14 protein-coding genes are annotated in these 15,967 nt (G+C 63.4%); 9 read left to right on the top strand and 5 right to left on the bottom strand.

All coding sequences use genetic code 11. The annotated features are described in order from the left end of the window. The first annotated feature begins 5 nt into the window (after positions 1-5). The 6 genes from glgA to nudI all read left to right on the top strand — a co-directional run bounded on the left by glgA (position 6) and on the right by nudI (position 6,949). Complete coding sequence (gene glgA / locus IB262_RS18230; protein WP_034786855.1) at positions 6-1,448, top strand: glycogen synthase GlgA; 1,443 nt, start codon at positions 6-8, stop codon at positions 1,446-1,448. Between the two features lie 6 nt (positions 1,449-1,454). Beyond that, positions 1,455-3,083, top strand: a complete 1,629-nt coding sequence (locus tag IB262_RS18225; protein WP_034786858.1) for an alpha-D-glucose phosphate-specific phosphoglucomutase — start codon at positions 1,455-1,457, stop codon at positions 3,081-3,083. Between the two features lie 288 nt (positions 3,084-3,371). After that, positions 3,372-5,336, top strand: coding sequence for a glycogen debranching protein GlgX (gene glgX, locus IB262_RS18220; RefSeq protein WP_112976386.1), 1,965 nt, complete (start codon positions 3,372-3,374; stop codon positions 5,334-5,336). Positions 5,337-5,410: 74 nt separating this feature from the next. After that, entirely contained in the window at positions 5,411-5,899 is a 489-nt protein-coding gene (locus tag IB262_RS18215; RefSeq protein WP_034786863.1) for a MaoC family dehydratase, read from the top strand. 23 nt (positions 5,900-5,922) lie between these two features. Further along, on the top strand, positions 5,923-6,462 hold the full coding sequence (locus tag IB262_RS18210; RefSeq protein WP_034786865.1) for a GNAT family N-acetyltransferase: 540 nt from the start codon (positions 5,923-5,925) through the stop codon (positions 6,460-6,462). Positions 6,463-6,511: 49 nt separating this feature from the next. After that, positions 6,512-6,949 carry a nucleoside triphosphatase NudI gene (gene nudI, locus IB262_RS18205; RefSeq protein WP_034786869.1) on the top strand — a complete coding sequence of 146 codons (438 nt, stop codon included), beginning with the start codon at positions 6,512-6,514 and terminating at the stop codon, positions 6,947-6,949. A gap of 67 nt (positions 6,950-7,016) precedes the next feature. On the opposite strand, the gene IB262_RS18200 is transcribed toward nudI, so the two are convergent. From IB262_RS18200 to IB262_RS18185, 4 genes are read right to left on the bottom strand one after another with little or no spacing between them, the layout of a single operon-like run. Continuing rightward, complete coding sequence (locus tag IB262_RS18200) at positions 7,017-7,568, bottom strand: sarcosine oxidase subunit gamma (RefSeq protein ID WP_112976385.1); 552 nt, start codon at positions 7,566-7,568, stop codon at positions 7,017-7,019. After that, positions 7,561-10,554 carry a sarcosine oxidase subunit alpha gene (locus tag IB262_RS18195; RefSeq protein WP_089044948.1) on the bottom strand — a complete coding sequence of 998 codons (2,994 nt, stop codon included), beginning with the start codon at positions 10,552-10,554 and terminating at the stop codon, positions 7,561-7,563. The genes IB262_RS18200 and IB262_RS18195 overlap by 8 nt, the downstream gene beginning before the upstream one ends. Further along, positions 10,551-10,886: a sarcosine oxidase subunit delta gene (locus tag IB262_RS18190; protein ID WP_034786877.1), complete on the bottom strand. Its 336-nt coding sequence runs from the start codon at positions 10,884-10,886 to the stop codon at positions 10,551-10,553. The genes IB262_RS18195 and IB262_RS18190 overlap by 4 nt, the downstream gene beginning before the upstream one ends. A gap of 10 nt (positions 10,887-10,896) precedes the next feature. Then, positions 10,897-12,150 (bottom strand): sarcosine oxidase subunit beta family protein, encoded by a 1,254-nt coding sequence (locus IB262_RS18185; RefSeq protein WP_034786880.1) that lies wholly within the window; start codon positions 12,148-12,150, stop codon positions 10,897-10,899. 324 nt (positions 12,151-12,474) lie between these two features. Between IB262_RS18185 and rpsU the strand changes: the two genes are divergently transcribed. The 3 genes from rpsU to IB262_RS18170 all read left to right on the top strand — a co-directional run bounded on the left by rpsU (position 12,475) and on the right by IB262_RS18170 (position 14,449). Then, positions 12,475-12,687, top strand: coding sequence for a 30S ribosomal protein S21 (gene rpsU / locus IB262_RS18180; RefSeq protein WP_034786884.1), 213 nt, complete (start codon positions 12,475-12,477; stop codon positions 12,685-12,687). A 263-nt stretch (positions 12,688-12,950) separates the two neighbouring features. Then, the gene (locus IB262_RS18175; protein ID WP_034786887.1) at positions 12,951-13,838 is read left to right on the top strand and encodes a tetratricopeptide repeat protein; all 888 of its coding nucleotides are present in this window, start codon (positions 12,951-12,953) and stop codon (positions 13,836-13,838) included. A gap of 134 nt (positions 13,839-13,972) precedes the next feature. Next, entirely contained in the window at positions 13,973-14,449 is a 477-nt protein-coding gene (locus IB262_RS18170) for a DUF992 domain-containing protein (RefSeq protein ID WP_034786890.1), read from the top strand. Between the two features lie 112 nt (positions 14,450-14,561). On the opposite strand, the gene IB262_RS18165 is transcribed toward IB262_RS18170, so the two are convergent. Continuing rightward, positions 14,562-15,962, bottom strand: a complete 1,401-nt coding sequence (locus IB262_RS18165) for an NAD(P)(+) transhydrogenase (Re/Si-specific) subunit beta (RefSeq protein ID WP_112976384.1) — start codon at positions 15,960-15,962, stop codon at positions 14,562-14,564. Between the last annotated feature and the right edge of the window lie 5 nt (positions 15,963-15,967).

Genomic DNA, 15,967 nt, shown 5'->3' with positions numbered 1-15,967 from the left:
ACTTCATGAACGTCCTGTCCGTTGCGTCCGAAGTCTATCCGCTGATCAAGACCGGGGGGCTCGCCGATGTCGTCGGCGCGCTTCCGGCAGCGCTTTTGCCGCACGGCGTCAAGACCCGCACGCTGGTGCCCGGCTATCCGGCCGTGCTGCAGAAGCTGAAGAAGAAAAAGAAGGTCGGCAGTTTCGAAAACCTGTTCGGCAATCCGGCGACAGTTCTCGCCGCCGAAATCGACGGGCTCGATCTGCTGGTCCTCGACCTGCCTGAACTCTACGCCCGAGACGGCGGCCCCTATGTCGATGCCACCGGCCGCGACTACGTCGACAATTTCCGCCGCTTTGCCGCACTCTCGCTTGCGGCGGCCGAAATTGCCGGCGGCGATGTCGTCTCGGGCTGGAAACCCGATATCGTTCACGCCCATGACTGGCAGACGGCGCTGACGCCGGTCTACATGCATTTCGGCCCGGCGGCCGCAACGCCGACGGTGATGACGATCCACAACATCGCCTTCCAGGGCCAGTTCGGCGCCTTAGTCTTCCCCGAGCTTGCCCTTCCCGCCGAAGCCTTCTCGATGCAGTTCGTCGAATATTACGGCGACGTCGGCTTCCTGAAGGGCGGCCTGCAGACCGCCGACGCCATTACCACCGTCAGCCCCTCCTATGCGCAGGAAATCCTGACGCCCGAATTCGGCATGGGCCTCGAAGGCCTGTTGAAGAGCCGCGTCGCCGACCTCTCTGGCATCGTCAACGGCATCGACGCCGACATCTGGGATCCGCAGACCGACCCGCACATCGCCCAGCATTTCAGCGCAACGAGCCTGAAGCAGCGCGCGGCCAACCGGCGTGCGCTCGAGGAACGCTTCGGCCTTGAAAAAGGCAACGGCCCGATCTTCTGCGTTGTCAGCCGGCTCACCTGGCAGAAGGGCATGGATCTGGTCGCCGAGATCGCCGACGAGCTCGTCGCCATGGGCGGCAAGCTCGTGGTGCTCGGCTCCGGCGACGCGGCGCTCGAAGGCGCGCTGCTCGCCGCTGCCTCCCGCCATCGCGGCCATATCGGCATGGTCACCGGCTACAACGAGCCGCTGTCGCATCTGATGCAGGCGGGCTCCGACGCCATCCTCATTCCGTCGCGCTTCGAGCCCTGCGGGCTTACCCAGCTCTATGGCCTGCGCTACGGCTGCGTGCCGGTCGTCGCCCGCACCGGCGGCCTTGCCGATACCATCATCGACGCCAACGAGGCCGGGCTTGCGGCCAAGGTCGCGACCGGCTTCCAGTTCACGCCTGTCAATGCCGATGGGTTGCGGCTTGCGATCCGGCGGGTGCTGCGTGCATACAGCGAGCCCAAAGTCTGGTCGAAAATTCAGACCCAGGGCATGAAATCGGACGTTTCCTGGGCCACAAGTGCCGAGCGTTACGTCTCTCTTTATTCCGGACTTCTCGGGAAAGGTTAAGTCAGCATGATAAGAACGGTTACCACAACCCCCTACGGCGACCAGAAGCCTGGCACGTCAGGGCTGCGCAAGAAGGTCCCGGTCTTCCAGCAGAAGAACTATGCCGAGAACTTCATCCAGTCGATCTTCGATTCGCTCGAAGGCTTTCAGGGCGAAACGCTTGTCATCGGCGGCGACGGTCGCTTCTACAACCGCGAAGTCATCCAGATCGCCATCAAGATGGCGGCGGCCAACGGCTTCGGCCGCGTGCTCGTCGGCCGCGGCGGCATCCTGTCGACGCCGGCTGCCTCCAACGTCATCCGCAAGTACAAAGCCTTTGGCGGCATCGTGTTGTCGGCCAGCCACAATCCTGGCGGCCCGACCGAAGACTTCGGCATCAAGTACAACATCGGCAATGGCGGCCCGGCACCGGAGAAGATCACTGACGCGATCTTCGCGCGCAGCAAGGTGATCGACAGCTACAAGATCTCCGATGTCGCCGACATCAACCTTGATGCCGAAGGCACGCAGGACATCGACGGCATGACGATCACCGTCATCGATCCCGTCGCCGATTATGCCGAGTTGATGGAAAGCCTGTTCGACTTCGGCGCGATCCGCAAAATGATTGAAGGCGGCTTCCGCGTCGTCTTCGATGCGATGAGCGCCGTTACCGGTCCCTATGCCAAGGAGATCATCGAAAAGCGACTCGGCGCGCCTAAGGGCTCGGTGATGAACTTCATCCCGCTGCCCGATTTCGGCGGCCACCACCCGGACCCGAATCTGGTTCATGCCCGCGCACTCTATGAGACGATGATGGCGCCCGACGCACCGGATTTCGGCGCCGCTTCCGACGGCGACGGCGACCGCAACCTCGTCATCGGCCGCGGCATCTTCATCACACCGTCCGACAGTCTGGCCATGCTCGCCGCCAACGCGCATCTGGCACCCGGCTATGCCAAGGGTCTTGCAGGTATCGCCCGTTCGATGCCGACCAGTGGTGCTGCCGACCGTGTCGCCGAAAAGCTCGGCATCGGCATCTACGAGACGCCGACCGGCTGGAAGTTCTTCGGCAACCTGCTCGACGAGGGCATGGCGACGATCTGCGGCGAGGAAAGTGCGGGCACCGGCTCCAACCACGTGCGCGAGAAGGACGGGCTCTGGGCAGTCCTGCTGTGGCTCAACATTCTGGCGGTGCGCAAGGAAAGCGCGCTCGACATCGTCAAGAACCATTGGGCGACCTACGGCCGCAACTACTATTCGCGCCACGACTACGAAGAGGTCGATTCTGATGCGGCCAATGGCCTGATCGCCAACCTGCGCGACCAGCTTGCCACGCTGCCCGGCAAGTCCTTCGGCGCGCTCAAGGTCGCGACCGCGGACGACTTCGCCTACAACGATCCGGTCGACCATTCCGTCAGCAAGAACCAGGGCATCCGCATCCTGTTCGAAGGCGGCTCCCGCGTCGTCTTCCGCCTGTCGGGCACCGGCACATCGGGAGCAACGCTGCGCGTCTATATCGAGCGCTTCGAGCCGGACGCCTCGCGTCACGATATCGAGACGCAGACGGCGCTCGCCGATCTCATCGCCGTTGCCGAAGAGATCGCCAGCATCAAGACCCGCACCGGCCGCACCGAGCCGAGCGTCATTACCTGAAATACCGCACTATCGGGGCCGCTGATGCGGCCCTTTTTCGTTTGCCGCTTACCCCCCTCTGCCCTGCCGGGCATCTCCCTCACAAGGGGGAGATCGATCTGCGGCACGGCCTTGCCCTAAGATGGCGTTGACGTCGCAGGGATCCCCTCGCCCGTAAACCAACGCATCGGTTTATCGGTGGAATGGGAGGATGCCACAAGTCAACCTCCCCCTTGTGGGGCAGATGCCCGGCCGGGCAGAGGGGGGTGGGTCACACACACCGACGACACCACGAAGAGGGCCGCCTTCATGCCGACCAAAGGAAACCCACCCCTCGGTGCCACCATCACCTCCGAAGGCACCGTGTTTTCGGTCTGGTCGCACAATGCCGCCCGTATCGATCTCTGCCTTTTCGACAAATCAGGCGCCAAACAGCTGCGCCAGCTGCCGATGACGCGGAACGGCGACATTCACAGCTTGAAGGTTGCCGACGCGCCGAAAGGAACGCGCTACGGCTTCCGGGCCGATGGCGTCTATTCGCCCGATCACGGTCTCTGGTTCGATCCATCCAAGCTTCTCGTCGATCCCTATGCCATCGAACTCGACCGCCCGTTTGGCCATGATCCGCGCCTGACGATCTTTGGCGAAGACACCGCCGACCTCGTACCGAAAGCGATCGTCACCGAGGTGAAGGCTGCCAAGGTGAAGGCGCCGCTCTTTCGCTCCGGCGGCCTTGTCTACGAAATCGCCGTCAAGCCTTTCACCATCCTCCATCCCGACGTACCCAAAGCCAAGCGCGGCACGGTGGCCGCCCTCGCCGAGCCCGCCATCATCGAACATCTGAAGCGCCTCGGCGTCTCGGCCATCGAGCTGATGCCGATCGTCGCCTGGATCGACGAACGCCATCTGCCACCGCTCGGTCTGAAGAACGGCTGGGGTTATAATCCGATCGCCCCTATGGCACTCGATCCGCGCCTGGTGCCGGGCGGCATCAAGGAGCTGCGAAAGACCGTCGAGGCGCTGCGCAAGGCCGGCATCGGCGTCATCCTCGATCTCGTTTTCAACCACTCCGGTGAAAGCGATCGCTTCGGCACAACGCTGTCGATGCGCGGCCTCGACAACCTGACTTATTATCGTCACGCCACCGACCGCCCGGGCGAACTGATCAACGATACCGGCTGCGGCAACACGATCGCCTGCGACAATCCGGTTGTCGAGGCACTGATCCTCGACAGCCTGCGCCACTTCGTCAGCGCTGCCGGCGTCGACGGCTTCCGCTTCGATCTCGCCTCGATCCTCGGCCGCGACATGGGCGGCTTCCACCGCGATGCCCCACTCTTTCAGGCGATTGCGGCCGATCCGCTGCTTGCCGACCGGGTGCTGATCGCCGAGCCCTGGGATATCGGTCCCGGTGGCTACCAGCTCGGCAATTTCCCCGCGCCCTTCCTCGAGTGGAACGACCGCGCCCGCGACGACCTCCGCATCTACTGGCGCGGCGATCGCCATTCGATCGGCGCGCTGGCGACAGCGCTTGCCGGCTCCTCAGGCAGTTTCGCCCGCTGGGGTGAGAGCGGCACGCGCACGGTCAACTTCATCGCCGCCCATGACGGCTTCACGCTGGCCGATCTCGTCTCCTATGCCGGCAAGCACAACGAGGCGAACGGCGAGGAAAATCGCGACGGCCACAACGAGAACCATTCCTGGAACAATGGCGCCGAAGGGCCGACGGCGGATCCGGAAATCAAGGCGGCTCGCCGCCATGACGTGATGGCGCTCATCGGAACGCTCTTTGCCACCCGCGGCACGATCATGCTGACCGCCGGCGACGAAGCCGGGCGCAGCCAGCGGGGCAACAACAACGCCTACTGCCAGGACAACGCCATCACCTGGCTCGACTGGACGGCGATGGACGACGAGATCGTCGCCCATACTGAGGCCCTGTCAGCCATGCGCTCCCGCTTCGGCGTTTTCGACGAGACCACGTTCCTGACAGGAAACGGCGACGTCGAGTGGTGCCGTCTCGACGGTCACCCGATGACCGTGACCGACTGGGAGCATCCGGCAACGGACAATCTGACAATGGTGCTGACCACCCCCGACCGCACGCAGAAGCGGGCAACGCGGCTTGCCGTCGTCATCAATCGCAGCCATGCGCCGCATCCCCTCCGCCTGCCCGACAGCGTCGATGGAAAATGGCAGGATGCGCTCGCAGCGTCATCCCCCGCCGATCACGTGGCGCCGCGCTCGGTTGCCTTCTTCGTCGAGGTTTTCTAAAGCTTTTCCACCACTTGCAGGTTGCAACGGGCGAGCCTATAGATCGCTTGGGGGGCTTGTTTCGAGGCGTTTACATGCTGCACGACATTTCACTTTCTGAGATCAAGGTGCTGGTCGGCAAGGAGGTCGGCGTTTCCGACTGGATCACGGTCACGCAGGAAACAATCGACAAATTCGCCGAGGCAACCAGCGACTATCAGTATATTCACGTCGACCCGGTGCGGGCCGCTGCCGAAACGCCCTTCGGCGGCACGATCGCGCATGGCTTCCTGTCGCTCTCGTTGCTCTCCGCGATGAACTACAATTGCCTGCCGAAAATCCGCGAACAGACCATGGGCATCAATTACGGCTTCGAGAAAGTGCGCTTCATCGCGCCGGTGAAGAGCGGCGCCAAGGTGCGCGGCCACTTCACCATGGCCGATGCCCGCTTCCGCGGCGCCAGCATGCTGATGATCACCTACGACGTCAGCGTCGAGATCGAAGGCGAGCGCAAGCCGGCGCTGACGGCAACCTGGCAGACGATCATCCAGTTCGATCCCAAGGATCGCCCCGCCGATGCCTGAGGCGGTTTGAGCAGGAAGATCCCATGACAGTAGCAGTCATCGTCGAGCCGGCCGACGGGCGTTTCGTCAGCGACTTTGCCGGCTGCGACTTTTCCTTCGAGGTCACGTCCGAGGCACGGCCGCCCTTCATCGGCCCCGATCTCGGCGACGTCGCTCCGGTCGAGAGCTACATCAAGACCTATGGATCCGACCCGGACGAGCTTGTGGAGACCGCGGCTGGGCCGGATGCCGCCCTCTTCACAGCGCGTCTCGACGGCCGGCTCGCCGGTTACATTGCACTCTCGAAGGCGTGGAACGGCTATGCCGAGGTGGACGATATCGCCGTCGACAAGGACGCGCGCCGCGCCGGCGTCGCGCGAGCTCTCATGGACAGGGCAGTGTCCTGGGCGCGGGAACGGGGCCTGCCGGGGATCAGGCTTGAGACCCAATCGAACAATGTCGCCGCCTGCCGCTTTTACGAGCGCTACGGCTTCGAGCTCGCCGGCCACGACCGACACCTCTATTCGGCATTGACGCCGGGAACGCACGAGATTGCGCTCTTCTGGTACTTGCGCTTCGCGTAAAAAAGCAAGGCGGCTGTCGTGGTCGCAAAATCAGTAAATGGAGAAGTCATTGCGCCAGCGTATCATCGTCTGCCCGCTCATTCAGAACAGGGGCGCCTACTTGCTCTGCAAGATGCCGCCCGATCGCGGCGTGTTTCCCGGGCAATGGGCGCTTTCGGGTGGCGGCCTCGAGCCGGGCGAACGTCTCGATGAGGGCCTGCGCCGTGAAATCCGGGAAGAGCTTGGAGACCGTCTGGAGATCGGAACGATCAAGCCCTGGACCTTCCGGGACGACATCCGGACAAAGTCCTATGCCGACGGCTCAACCGAGCAGCTTCATATGATCTATCTGATCTTTGACTGTGAGGCCGAAAATCGCGAGGTCAGCCTCAACGACGAGTTCGTCGAACATGCCTGGGTCGAACCCGAGCACCTTCAGGATTACGACCTGAACGACGCGACGAAGCGCACGCTCCTCGAAAAAGGCATCTTGCTCGCTCGGCAATGAGAGCGAGCTGTTTCAAACAGTCTTCGAATGCCGGGAGGTGCTTGCTCGCACCTCCCGGCTTTTTCATTTAGTGGCCGGCGTCAGCAGCGCCCTCGGAAAGCAGTCCGAAGACGAAGGGCGAGAACGACCGCCAGCACTCGACCCAGAACTGATCCTCAGCTGTGCGGAAGAGGATGATCTCCGCCTTGCCGAGGATCGTGCGCGAGCAGCCACCTACCGGGAAGATCGCCAGCGACAGATCCTGCGGGCAGCCGCTGTTGATAGCCACGTCGGCGCCCGGACCGCTGACAATGACGGCGACGTTGCGATGCGAAATGTCGACCGCCGAATGCAGCGTGCCGCTTGAGGCCGCTGCCGCCATCAGGTCGGCTTGGCTCTCATCGATGACCAGCCACTCGTCCGGGCCGATCCACAGCGCATGGCGCTGGCCGGAAGAAGCCGAGGTCTTCGGCCGGGTCGGCAGCGTCACGCCAAGTGCGGCCGAAAGGGCCGGCAGTGCGTCGGCGCCGGCGCGCAGCGAAATGCGCGTTGCTGCCGGCGCAGGCGTCAGGATCGCCTCGGCCGAGCCCCCGCGCGCGGTGAGTGCCGCCTTGCGGCTTGCAGTAACCTGGTCAGCCATGGAGGCGGCCCCCTTCCTTGTCAAAGAACACCATGTCGCTCACTTCGACGGCAATGGTGCGATCGGTCATCGGCACGTAGAGCGTCTGGCCGAGGCGCTCGCGGCCACCGGCCACCATGGCCAGCGCAATCGAGCGACCGCAGTTTGCCGACCAGTAGGACGACGTCACGTGACCGAGCATGGTCATCGGCTTCGGCTGGTTCGGGTCGGCGACGATCTGCGCGCCTTCCTCCAGCACCACCTTCGGATCCTTGGTGAGAAGACCGACAAGCTGCTTGCGGCCATCCTTGACGAGATCCGGGCGTTTCAGGCCGCGGATACCGACGAAGTCGGGCTTCTTCTTCGAGACGGCCCAGGAAAGACCGGCATCGTCCGGCGTCAGGGTCCCGTCGGTGTCCTGGCCGACGATGATATAGCCCTTTTCGGCGCGCAGCACGTGCATGGTTTCCGTGCCATAGGCGCAGGCGCCCATCGGCTCGGCCCGCGCCCAGATCGCTTCCCATACCGCCTGGCCGTAGTCCGCCGGCACGTTGACTTCGAAGCCCAGCTCGCCGGTGAACGACATGCGGAAGAGCCGTGTCGGCACGCCGCAGATCCTGCCCTCGGCGACGCTCATGTGCGGGAAGGCCTCGTTGGAGAGGTCGATGCCCTCGACGAGCGGAGCGATGATCTCGCGCGCCTTCGGTCCCTGCACGGCGATGACGGCCCACTGTTCCGTCGTCGAGGTCAGCCACACCTTCAGGTGCGGGAACTCGGTCTGCAGATAATCTTCCATGTGGTTCATGACGCGCGGCGCACCGCCGGTCGTGGTCGTCACGTGGAAGCGATCCTCGGCCAGTCGACCGACCACGCCGTCGTCATAGACGAAGCCGTCGTCGCGCAGCATGATGCCGTAGCGGCAGCGGCCGGGCTTCAGGTTGTCCCAGGCGTTGGTGTACATGAGATTGAGGAACTGCGCCGCATCCGGGCCAACAACCTCGATCTTGCCGAGCGTCGAGGCGTCGAAGACACCAGCCACGTCGCGCACCGTCTTGCACTCGCGCGCGACCGCCTCATGCATGTCTTCGCCGGAGCGCGGGTAGAACCAGGCGCGCTTCCAGTTGCCGACATCCTCGAACTCGGCGCCATGCGCCTCCTCCCAGGCATGGATCGGCGTCTTGCGCGCGGGGTCGAACAGGGCACCACGCGAGTGGTTGACGATCGCTCCGAAGGTCACCGGCGTGTAGGGCTGGCGGAAGGTCGTCAGACCCACCTGCGGAATGTCCTTGCCAAGCGCTTCGGCGGCGATCGCCAGACCATGCATGTTGGAAAGCTTGCCCTGGTCGGACGCCATGCCGTTGGTGGTGAAGCGCTTGATGTGCTCGATCGAGTGCATGCCTTCGCGCACCGCCAGACGAATGTCCTTGGCGCAGACGTCGTGCTGGAAGTCGATGAAGGCCTTGACCGTGGTATCGGGACCAGCGCCTTCGGCAGCGCCGATCATGCCGCCGGTCCAGCCGTAGCGGTTTTCGCCCGAAAGCGTCACCTGCGCACCGCCCTCTGTACCGGCCGCACGCGCGGTCAGTTCGCCGGCCGCAAGCGCCTCGTCGATGGTTGCCTGCAGATCGTCGGTGCCGTTGCAGGCGCCGATCGACAAGCAATCCTGCAGGTACGTGCCCGGCAGGAAGCGCTGCGTCGCCGCATCGAACTTCACCTTGCCGCGGGACTGCGAGAACAAGTGCACCGACGGTGTCCAGCCGGCCGAGACCAAAAGCGCGTCGACGGCGAACTTGCGGGCAGAGCCGCCGCCATTGCGGGCGACGCTGATCGAGTTGACGCGGAGCTTGCCGCCAGCCTTGATCACCGAATGCCCGGTCAGCACCTCGATGCCGAGCTTGCGCGCTTCGGCCAGCACCGCCTCGCCCGGATTTTCGCGGCAGTCGACGATAACAGGAACCGAAACACCGGCCCGCTTCAGATCGAAAGCCGCTTCATAGGCCGAGTCATGCGCCGTGTAGACGCCAACCTTGGAGCCGACTGCGACGCCGAAGTGATTGAGATAGGTGCGGCCGGCCGAAGCGAGCATGATGCCCGGGCGGTCGTTGTTGGCGAACACCATGTGCCGCTCGATCTGGCCGTTGGCGAGGATCACCTTCTTGGCGCGCACCTGCCACAGCCGTTCACGCGGCAGCGACTTGTCGAGGGCCGCCAGATGATCGGTCACGCGCTCGACGAGGCCGACGAAATTGTGGTTGTAGTAGCCGAAGCCGGTGGTGCGGGTGAGCACCGTGACGTTGTCCATGGAGGCAAGCGTCTTGGCGGTCTCCTGCGCCCAGTCCCAGCCATCCTTGCCGTCGATGGTCGTGCCGCTCTCGTAGCGAAGCGCACCACCGACTTCCGGCTGCTCGTCGCAGATGATCACCTTGGCGCCGGCCTTGGCAGCGGCAAGTGCTGCGGATAGACCGGCAACACCCGCACCGATGACAAGCACATCGCAATGCGCGTAGCGGCTGGCATAGTGATCCGGATCGGCTTCCGTCGGCGTAACGCCGAGGCCGGCAGCACGGCGGATGAAGGGTTCGTAGATCGCGTGCCAGGCGGCCTTTGGCCACATGAAGGTCTTGTAGTAGAAGCCGGCGGCGAAGAACGGCGACATGAGATCGTTGAGGCCGCCGATGTCGAAGGCGAGCGACGGCCAGCGGTTCTGCGATTCCACCTTCATGCCGTCGAAGACTTCCTGCACCGTGGCGCGCACGTTCGGCTGGCGCCGGGCGGCATCCCGCGAGACGTCGAGCAGCGCGTTCGGCTCCTCGGCTCCGGCCGAAAGAATGCCGCGCGGGCGGTGGTACTTGAACGAACGGCCGACCAGATGAATGCCGTTGGCAAGCAGCGCCGAAGCGACCGTGTCGCCCTCGAGCGCCGTCAGCGTGCGGCCGTCGAAGGTGAAGCGCGCGGTGCGGGCGGGGGTCAGGCGGCCGACGCCTGGAATGCGATTGGCGCCCATCATTTCGCGGCTCCCTTATCCTGGCCGTTCTTGTCCTGCTCGCTTTGAAGAATGGTGGCGATGTCAGGCTTCGGTTCGCCAGCCTTGTAGGTGGTGTAGAAACGGTCGCTGACCGTGTCGCGGGCGGCGTTGAAGAATCGGCCGCAGCCATGGATGTGGCGCCAGCGTTCGAAGATCAGACCCTTGGGGTTCTGACGCAGGAAGAAATATTCCTCAAACTGTTCGTCGGTGATGTCGGCGATGTTTTCCGGGCGGGCGATATGGGCGTCGCCGGCACCGCGGAACTCGAGCTCGGAACGCTCTTCCTCGCAATAGGGGCAGTAGATCAAAAGCATCTCGAAATCCTCAGTGCGCAACGGCGGCGGCAGCCGCTTCGTCGATGAGCCGGCCGGTGCGGAAGCGCTCCAGCGTCAACCCTGCGGCGAGACGATGCGGCTCGCCCTTGGCGATCAGATGGGCGAAGAGATGGGCCGAGCCCGGCGTCGCCTTGAAGCCGCCCGTACCCCAGCCGGCGTTCAGGTAGAGGCCCGGAACCGGCGTGACACCCTGGATCGGCGAGCGGTCCTGGGTGACGTCCACGATGCCGCCCCACTGCCGCATCATCTTGACGCGGCGGAACATCGGGAAGAGCTCGCAGATCGCATCGAGCGTATGAGTAATGATCTGCAGGCCGCCGGTCTGCGAATAGGAATTGTACTGGTCGGTGCCGGCGCCGATGACGAACTCGCCCTTGTCGGACTGCGAGATATAGGCATGCACCGAGTTCGACATGACGACGCAGGGGAAGATCGGCTTCAGCGGTTCGGAGACCAGCGCCTGCAGCGGCTGGCTCTGCAGCGGCACGCGCACATCGGCCATCTGCATCAGCACCGAGGTGTGGCCGGCGGCGGAAATGCCGACCTTCTTAGCGCCGATATAGCCGCGATTGGTGTCGACCCCGACGACCCGGCCGGTCTCGTCGCGGCGGATCCCGGTCACTTCGCAGTTCTGGATGATGTGCACGCCGCGGTCGGAGGCCGCACGCGCATAGCCCCAGGCAACCGCATCGTGGCGGGCCGTGCCGCCACGGCGCTGCAGGGCCGCCCCGTTGATCGGGTAGCGCGCAGTCTTGGCGATATCGAGCGGCGGGCAATAGGCCTTGGCCTGCTCCGGCGTCAGCCACTCGTTGTCGATGCCGTAGAGACGGTTGGCATTGATGTGGCGCTTGAACGACTGCTGGTCATGGATGTTGTGCGACAGCATCATCACGCCGCGGGGCGAATACATGACGTTGTAGTTCAGATCCTGCGAGAGGTTTTCCCAGAGCTTCAGCGAATGCTCGTAGATGTCCATGCTCTCTTCATAGAGATAGTTGGACCGGATGATCGTCGTGTTGCGGCCGGTATTGCCGCCGCCGATCCATCCCTTTTCGAGCACCGCGACATTTGTGATGCCGTGCTCCTTGGCAAGGTAATAGGCTGCTCCCAAGCCATGGCCGCCGCCGCCGATGATGATGGCGTCATACTCCTTGCGCGGCTCCGGCGATGCCCAGTGCGGGCCCCATCCCTTGTGGCCGCGCAGCGCCTCGCGCGCCACGGCGAAAACTGAATATTTGCGCATCGGCCCGTTACTCCCGGTGATCATTCTCGTTGGAGTTAGAAATCGCAAATCCGAGACCTGCGCAACGTTTCTTTTGCGACGCATTTGCGTGGACTTGCGCGCAGTTGCGACATGACTATGGATCGGTTAAGCGGCGGGGGATAAGTCGCGCGACACTCGTATCTCAGGTTTTTTTCAGCGCCGCCTCATGTCGTCGCTGGACTTTCGCCTGATGATCTGGTATCCGCTCATCTAATCGTAAAGCTTCCAGCTTAGCGAATGTCACTCTTTTGCCTCCGCACCTGACGGAGCAGCAAACAACACGAACCAAGGAACGGGATTCACGTGCAGGTACTAGTCCGCGATAACAATGTCGATCAGGCGCTCCGCGCTCTCAAGAAGAAGATGCAGCGCGAAGGCATTTTCCGCGAAATGAAGATGCGTGACTACTACGAGAAGCCGTCCCAGAAGCGCGCTCGCGAAAAGGCTGAAGCCGTTCGCCGCGTCCGCAAGCTGGCACGCAAGCGTGCACAGCGCGAAGGCCTCCTGGCTCGCTGATTTGTCGTTTTTTCGACGCTATTCGATGTAAGTCGTGGCGGGGGCGAAATATCGCCACCGCCTTTTTTTGGTATGGACATCTTTTCCGCCGACAGGCTAGCGTGCTCGACGCTGCCACCGACGGACGACCGACCGGAGTGTTTGGACCGGTGGTCTGCCAAGGCCGACTTTGGCCCGGCTTGAGGAGCCCGCGGGGAGTTCAGCGGCTCCAGAAACGGAAAGCCGATGGCTTTCGAGACCTTGTCGATTTGAGGGATCAACCTTTGACACTTGCTGCCATGACTGCGGACGTCTCCGGTTTTAATGTCCATGAGGCGTCTCGCCGCCACCAGCGCAAGCCGAGGCTTGCCGCCATGCTGCTTCTCGGCTCGGCCCTCCTCATCGCCGGCTGCACGACCGACGGTCCGGACTCCGTCACCAACAAGGTCGAGCGCGAACAGGGCTCGCAGGAAAACATCGCCTCGCTTTCGAGCGTCATCGCCTCCAACCCAAGCGATCCGGAAGGCTACAATGTCCGCGGCTCGGCTTACGGCCGCGCCGGCGAATACCGCCGCGCGATTGCCGATTTCGACCAAGCGATCAAGCTGAACCCGCGCTTCTACCAGGCCTATGCCAACCGGGCGCTCGTTCATCGCAACATGGGCAATACCCAGGCAGCGCTTGCCGACTACAACACGGCCCTGCAGCTCAACGCCAACTACGACGTCGCCTATATCGGCCGCGGCAATCTCTATCGCCAGGCCGGCCAGCTCGATTCCGCATTCAACGATTTCAACAAGGCCATCCAGCTCGATACCACCGATCCGCGCGCCTATCACAATCGCGGCCTGATCTACCAGGCACGCAACCAGCACGGTCAGGCGATCGAAGACTTCTCGACCGCGATCTCGCTGTCGCCGAGCTCGCCGGAACCCTATAACGGCCGCGGCATCTCCTATGTCGCACAAGGCGACGACGACAACGCCTTCTCCGACTTCAACACCGCGATCAACCTGAACGGCAAGGTCGCCGAATCCTGGGCCAACCAGGCGCTGATCTACGAGCGCAAGGGCGACAAGGCCAAAGCGTCGAAATCCTATTCGCACGCGCTGCAGCTCGACCCGAAATACGAGCCGGCCCGCGCAGGCCTTGCCCGCGTCAAGGCATCCTGAGCCAACCCGATCACGCATTTCGAAACGCCCGCGACCGCATCGCGGGCGTTTTCGTTTGCAGGCATTGCCCCTGCACAGCGGAACCTTCCTGCCCGCCATCCGTTTGCTTGAAGCATCAAGAACGGAGACTAGCCATGATCAAACGAACCCTCGTCACTGCGCTGGCGCTCGCCGCGCTTGCCACGGGCCCGGCCGCCGCGCAAAACTATGTCGCCCTTGGCCGCCTCGTTTGTGGTTCGGAAGGCGGCACTGGCATGATCCTGACCTCAACCAAGAACCTGATGTGCACCTTCACGCCCACCAATGGCGCACCGAAGGCCGTCTATGCCGGCACGATCCGCAAGATCGGCATCGACATCGGCAAGACGGGAAAGAGCACGATGATCTGGGACGTGCTTGCCAAGACAGGCACACCGATCAGCGAATTCGCGCTTGCCGGTGAGTATTACGGCGTCGGCGCCGATGCGAGTCTCGCCGTCGGCGGTGGCGCCAAGGTGATCGGCGGCGGCACCAACAAGGCGTTTATGCTACAGCCGGTCAATGTCCAGGTGCAGGAAGGCCTGAACCTCGCCGTCGGCATTGATGAGCTGACACTGGCACCGGCTGGCTAAGTCGACCTGGACTAAAGCTCGACACATCGCCGCATACGGCGCGCGCATGTCCTTCAACGCAAAACGCCCGCCGAAAGGCGGGCGTTTCTTTATCGGTCGATGCGAGCAGCCCTCAGGCGTGCAGCGCCTTGACGATGTCTTCCGTCACCTTCTTGGCGTCGCCGAGCAGCATCATCGTGCCGTCCTTGTAGAACAGCGTGTTGTCGATGCCGGCATAGCCGGAGCCGAGCGAACGCTTGACGAACAGGCAGGTCTTGGCCTTGTCGACGTCGAGGATCGGCATGCCGTAGATCGGCGAGGACTTGTCGTCGCGCGCCGCCGGGTTGGTGACGTCGTTGGCGCCGATGACATAGGCGACATCGGCCTGCGCGAACTCGGAATTGATATCCTCGAGCTCGAACACTTCGTCATAGGGAACGTTTGCTTCAGCCAGCAGAACGTTCATATGGCCGGGCATGCGGCCCGCGACCGGATGGATCGCATACTTGACCTCGACGCCGGCCGCCTTCAGCTGATCGGCCATTTCGCGCAGCGCATGCTGTGCCTGGGCGACCGCCATGCCGTAGCCGGGCACGATGATCACCTTGGAGGCGTTCGCCATCAGGAAGGCCGCGTCATCGGCCGAGCCCTGCTTGACCGTGCGCTGGGCGCCGTCGTCGCTTGCGGCCGCTGCTGTCTCACCGCCGAAGCCGCCCAGGATGACCGAGATGAACGAGCGGTTCATGCCCTTGCACATGATGTAGGAGAGGATCGCACCGGACGAACCGACGAGCGCCCCGGTAATGATCAGCGCCAGGTTACCGAGCGTAAAACCGATACCGGCCGCGGCCCAGCCCGAATAGGAGTTGAGCATCGAGACCACCACCGGCATGTCGGCGCCGCCGATCGGAATGATGATCAGCACGCCGAGCGCCAGCGACAGTACGACGATCAGCCAGAACACCGTCGTGCTCTGGGTCAGGACCAGCATGATCACCAGCACGACGAGCGCGGCGGCCAGGCCGGCATTGATCGCATGGCGACCCGAAAGCATGATCGGCTTGCCGGACATGCGACCGTCGAGCTTGAGGAAGGCGATGACCGAGCCGGTAAAGGTGATCGCGCCGATGGCGACGCCGAGCGACATTTCGACCAGCGCCTGCGCGTGGATGTCGCCGATCGTACCGATGCCGAAGCTTTCCGGCGCATACATGGCGGCAGCCGCCACCATGACGGCGGCAAGACCGACCAGCGAGTGAAAGGCAGCAACAAGTTGCGGCATCGACGTCATGGCGATGCGGCGGGCGATGAACGCACCGATACCGCCGCCGATGGCAAGGCCAAGCACGATCAGCATCAGGCCACCGAAGCTCGGCTTGGCAAGCAGCAGCGTCGTGACGATGGCAATGCCCATGCCGACCATGCCGTAGGTGTTGCCCTTACGGCTGGTGGTCGGATGCGAAAGGCCGCGCAGCGCCATGATGAACAGGACGCCCGAGACGAGGTAGAGGAAGGCTGCGAAGTTGGCGTTCATCAGGC

Source organism: Ensifer sp. ENS02 (assembly GCF_014851885.1).
In the GTDB taxonomy this organism is placed as follows: domain Bacteria; phylum Pseudomonadota; class Alphaproteobacteria; order Rhizobiales; family Rhizobiaceae; genus Ensifer; species Ensifer adhaerens.
The sequence above is the reverse complement of the archived record's forward strand: the minus strand, read 5'-3'. Positions and strand labels throughout refer to the sequence as shown.

Bases quoted from the DNA above. Each gene is read 5' to 3' on its own strand.
- glgA (WP_034786855.1), top strand. From the start codon at position 6: ATGAACGTCCTGTCCGTTGCGTCCGAAGTCTATCCGCTGATCAAGACC.
- IB262_RS18225 (WP_034786858.1), top strand. From the start codon at position 1,455: ATGATAAGAACGGTTACCACAACCCCCTACGGCGACCAGAAGCCTGGC.
- glgX (WP_112976386.1), top strand. From the start codon at position 3,372: ATGCCGACCAAAGGAAACCCACCCCTCGGTGCCACCATCACCTCCGAA.
- IB262_RS18215 (WP_034786863.1), top strand. From the start codon at position 5,411: ATGCTGCACGACATTTCACTTTCTGAGATCAAGGTGCTGGTCGGCAAG.
- IB262_RS18210 (WP_034786865.1), top strand. From the start codon at position 5,923: ATGACAGTAGCAGTCATCGTCGAGCCGGCCGACGGGCGTTTCGTCAGC.
- IB262_RS18200 (WP_112976385.1), bottom strand. From the start codon at position 7,568: ATGGCTGACCAGGTTACTGCAAGCCGCAAGGCGGCACTCACCGCGCGC.
- IB262_RS18195 (WP_089044948.1), bottom strand. From the start codon at position 10,554: ATGATGGGCGCCAATCGCATTCCAGGCGTCGGCCGCCTGACCCCCGCC.
- IB262_RS18190 (WP_034786877.1), bottom strand. From the start codon at position 10,886: ATGCTTTTGATCTACTGCCCCTATTGCGAGGAAGAGCGTTCCGAGCTC.
- IB262_RS18185 (WP_034786880.1), bottom strand. From the start codon at position 12,150: ATGCGCAAATATTCAGTTTTCGCCGTGGCGCGCGAGGCGCTGCGCGGC.
- IB262_RS18170 (WP_034786890.1), top strand. From the start codon at position 13,973: ATGATCAAACGAACCCTCGTCACTGCGCTGGCGCTCGCCGCGCTTGCC.
- IB262_RS18165 (WP_112976384.1), bottom strand. From the start codon at position 15,962: ATGAACGCCAACTTCGCAGCCTTCCTCTACCTCGTCTCGGGCGTCCTG.